The organism is Microcystis sp. M53598_WE2 (genome assembly GCF_030067735.1).
GTDB classification, from domain to species: domain Bacteria; phylum Cyanobacteriota; class Cyanobacteriia; order Cyanobacteriales; family Microcystaceae; genus Microcystis; species Microcystis aeruginosa.
In genome coordinates, this window is record NZ_JASJFE010000969.1 from 1 (window position 1) to 3,090 (window position 3,090).

The 3,090-nt window shown below is 41.1% G+C and carries 5 protein-coding genes; 4 read left to right on the top strand and 1 reads right to left on the bottom strand.

Annotation, left to right across the window (positions count from 1 at the left end; translation table 11 throughout):
* On the top strand, positions 1-569 hold a 569-nt coding region (locus PX636_RS19840), incomplete at its 5' end, for an RNA-guided endonuclease InsQ/TnpB family protein (protein ID WP_288118449.1).
* Positions 570-587: 18 nt separating this feature from the next.
* Here the strand turns inward: PX636_RS19840 and PX636_RS19845 are convergent.
* Positions 588-1,040 (bottom strand): SRPBCC family protein, encoded by a 453-nt coding sequence (locus tag PX636_RS19845; RefSeq protein WP_002796272.1) that lies wholly within the window; start codon positions 1,038-1,040, stop codon positions 588-590.
* A 104-nt stretch (positions 1,041-1,144) separates the two neighbouring features.
* On the opposite strand from PX636_RS19845, the gene PX636_RS19850 reads away from it, so the two are divergent.
* From PX636_RS19850 to PX636_RS19860, 3 genes are all read left to right on the top strand, one after another.
* Positions 1,145-1,507, top strand: coding sequence for a cupin domain-containing protein (locus tag PX636_RS19850; RefSeq protein ID WP_002736559.1), 363 nt, complete (start codon positions 1,145-1,147; stop codon positions 1,505-1,507).
* 5 nt (positions 1,508-1,512) lie between these two features.
* The gene (locus PX636_RS19855) at positions 1,513-2,352 is read left to right on the top strand and encodes a prephenate/arogenate dehydrogenase (RefSeq protein WP_288118451.1); all 840 of its coding nucleotides are present in this window, start codon (positions 1,513-1,515) and stop codon (positions 2,350-2,352) included.
* 73 nt (positions 2,353-2,425) lie between these two features.
* Positions 2,426-2,884: a nitrate reductase associated protein gene (locus PX636_RS19860; RefSeq protein WP_002796269.1), complete on the top strand. Its 459-nt coding sequence runs from the start codon at positions 2,426-2,428 to the stop codon at positions 2,882-2,884.
* Positions 2,885-3,090: the final 206 nt, after the last annotated feature.

Here is a 3,090-nt window from a genome sequence, read left to right on the forward strand (position 1 = left end):
ACAAGCAACGGATAAAAGTAGCTAGGCTTCATCTTAAAGTGTCAAGACAACGTAAAGACAAAGCAATTAAAGACGCTTTGGCGTTAGTCCAGTCTAATGATCTGGTAGTCTATGAAGCTTTAAAGGTAAGAAACTTAGTCAAAAACCGTAAGCTTGCCAAGTCGATTAGTGATGCTTCTTGGTATCAATTCACTGAATGGTTTGAATTTTTTGCCAAGATTTATCGGATTGTCTGTGTTGCTGTTCCTCCCCATTTCACTTCTCAAGATTGTTCAGTTTGTGGGACGAGAGTTCAAAAAACATTAAGCACTAGAACTCATCAATGTCCTAATTGTCAAACAGTCTTAGATAGGGATCATAATGCAGCAATAAATATTCTTAAAAAAGGGTTACAATATTTGGGAAATCATCTCAACGGTACTGTTGGGCAAACAGAAACCGACCCAAACGCCTTGGGAGAGTCCGACCTCTGGGTTTTCAGTGGAGACATTGAGAATCTAAGCTGTCTCGTTGAACAAGGAATTTCTAACAGCGATGTGGAAAGAATCCCCCGTCACAGCGTAGCTTGACGGTGGGAGTATGTCAACTCACCTTGGCGGCGTATTATTGACAATATTGAGAGCATAAAGGCGAAAACGCTCTAGATCGGCTTGCAGGGTTGATTCCACCACTCGACCGAGGAAAAGATTATCCATCAATTTTCCTAACCAACCTGGTATAGCATAGGCTGCTGTCAGTCGCACAATACTCCTACCATGACGGTCATAAAAACGAATGGCCCCGCGGTTAGGCAAACCGTCCACGGATTCCCATTGAATCATCTGGTGGGGGACAATTTTCAGTATCCGTGACAACCAAGTAAATTCTAGACCACCACTGGCTAACTTCCAACGGGAAAGCTCTGGCTCCTCCTCTAGAATTTTCACCGATTCGATCCATTTCATCCACTGGGGCATTTGTTCTAAATCTGACCAGAGATCCCAAACCAGATCGATCGGCGCGTCCACTTCTACCTGTACACTATGTTCTAACCAAGTCATTCGTTAATTCTGGCGATGCTGAATATTTCTATGATAACGGCTATTAGTCTTTAGCTTTTGACTCAATGATAAAATAAAAACAATCTTCGAGGTTTAATTTTACTATGTTAATCAGAAAACTGCTCGAATGTGAGGAATTCATCGCCGGTGATCATACCCGATTGCGCGAGTTATTGCATCCCGATAAACAGCCGTTAAATCTACGTTATAGTTTAGCCCACGCCTGGGTAGATGTGGGGGAAACTTCTACTCCCCACGCTTTAAAAACTGCGGAAGTTTATTATATTTTGCAAGGACAAGGGGAAATGCACATCGATGAGGAAGTGCAATTAGTGACTGTCGGTGCTGCCATTTATATACCTCCTCTAGCTAAACAATATATTCATAATTGTGGGGAGGAACCCTTAATTTTCTTGTGCATTGTCGATCCTGCTTGGCGACTAGAAGACGAAATTATCTTTGAGTAAACCTAATGAATATTGGCATTATTGGACTGGGTTTAATTGGTGGTTCCTTGAGCTTAGATTTCCGCTCACAAGGTTATAAAGTTTTGGGAGTTTCTCGTCAACAATACACCTGTGATATCGCTGTACAAAAAGGAGTGGTAGATGAATCTAGTACCAGTTTAGAATTATTGGCTACTGCCGATTTAATCTTTATTTGTACTCCCATACATTTAATTGTGCCAACTTTGCAAAAATTAACTCCCTATTTAAAACCCCAAGCCATTGTCACCGATGTGGGATCGGTTAAAGGGGCAATTGTGGCCAATTGTAGTCGATTATGTCCGAATTTTGTCGGTAGTCATCCTATGGCTGGGAAAACCGAACAGGGAATTAATGCGGCACAATGTGGTTTATTTGTCAATGCCCCATATCTGATTACTCCCCTTGAATCTACCCCTAACTTTGCCGTGGAAATCTTAACCGAAATAGTACAAAAATTAGGCTGTAAAATTTATTATTCTTCCCCCGAAGAACACGATCGAGCCGTGGCATGGATTTCCCATCTGCCAGTAATGATTAGTACCAGTTTAATCCAAGCTTGTGCGAAAGAACAAGACCTGAATATTCGCAAATTAGCGGAAAATTTAGCTAGTTCTGGTTTTCGCGATACCAGTCGCGTCGGTGGTGGCAATCCCGAATTAGGTTTAATGATGGCTAAATACAATCGTCAAGCTTTATTGATATCTTTGGCAAATTATCGGCAAAATCTTGATCAAATTGTTGACTATATTGCAGGAGAAAAATGGCAGGAAATAGAGGAAATTCTCGTTTCTAGTCATCAATATCGAGCCAAGTTTATTCAATAAAAATACCATTGTCCCAGCAATTATCTCGCGGCACTGTATCATAGATTTATACTCAGCAAACCAATAAAATGATATGACCACCTTTTTCGACTTTGAAGCCGAATTTGTTGACTCCTTACGTTGCCTACCGATGACCGTAAGAATGAAACTAGATACCTGTGGAGTTAAATTAAAATTATCCCATTGGATGCAGTTGAGTCAACCGGAAAGAATGGTATTAGTTAATATGGCTTGTACGACGGCAGCAGAAGCCAAAATCTATCGAGATTTTCTGCAAAAATTAATCGCCGAAAAAACTGGCAATCCCCCGGAAGAACTAGCAATAGATCCCGCTCCTGCTTGGCTAGATGATAGCCAGATTCCCGATACAGTCCGAGAAAAAGCTAGAGAATTCCAGATCGAAATTAGTTTAGAACAATGGCAAAAATTGCCACCATCCCAACGGTTTGCCCTGATTAAACTCAGTCGTCCGGGTCATGAAAATCTCAACTTCTATCCGGCCCTGAAAGAGTTCCATATAGTCGATGCCTAACTCAAGAACCTATGCTATATTAAGTTTGTTTCTACCTTACTTTGGCGAGAAATTAGTATTTTATACCAGATCAATCTCGAATTAAAACGGGGGGAAATAGCGGATGATAGCTGGTTTAATTAGTCCCAGCAAAGGTAAGATTTTCTGCCATGGCAAACCTTAACGGGACTTAATAAATAAATTGCAGGAACTCGCTGCTCTGGAAC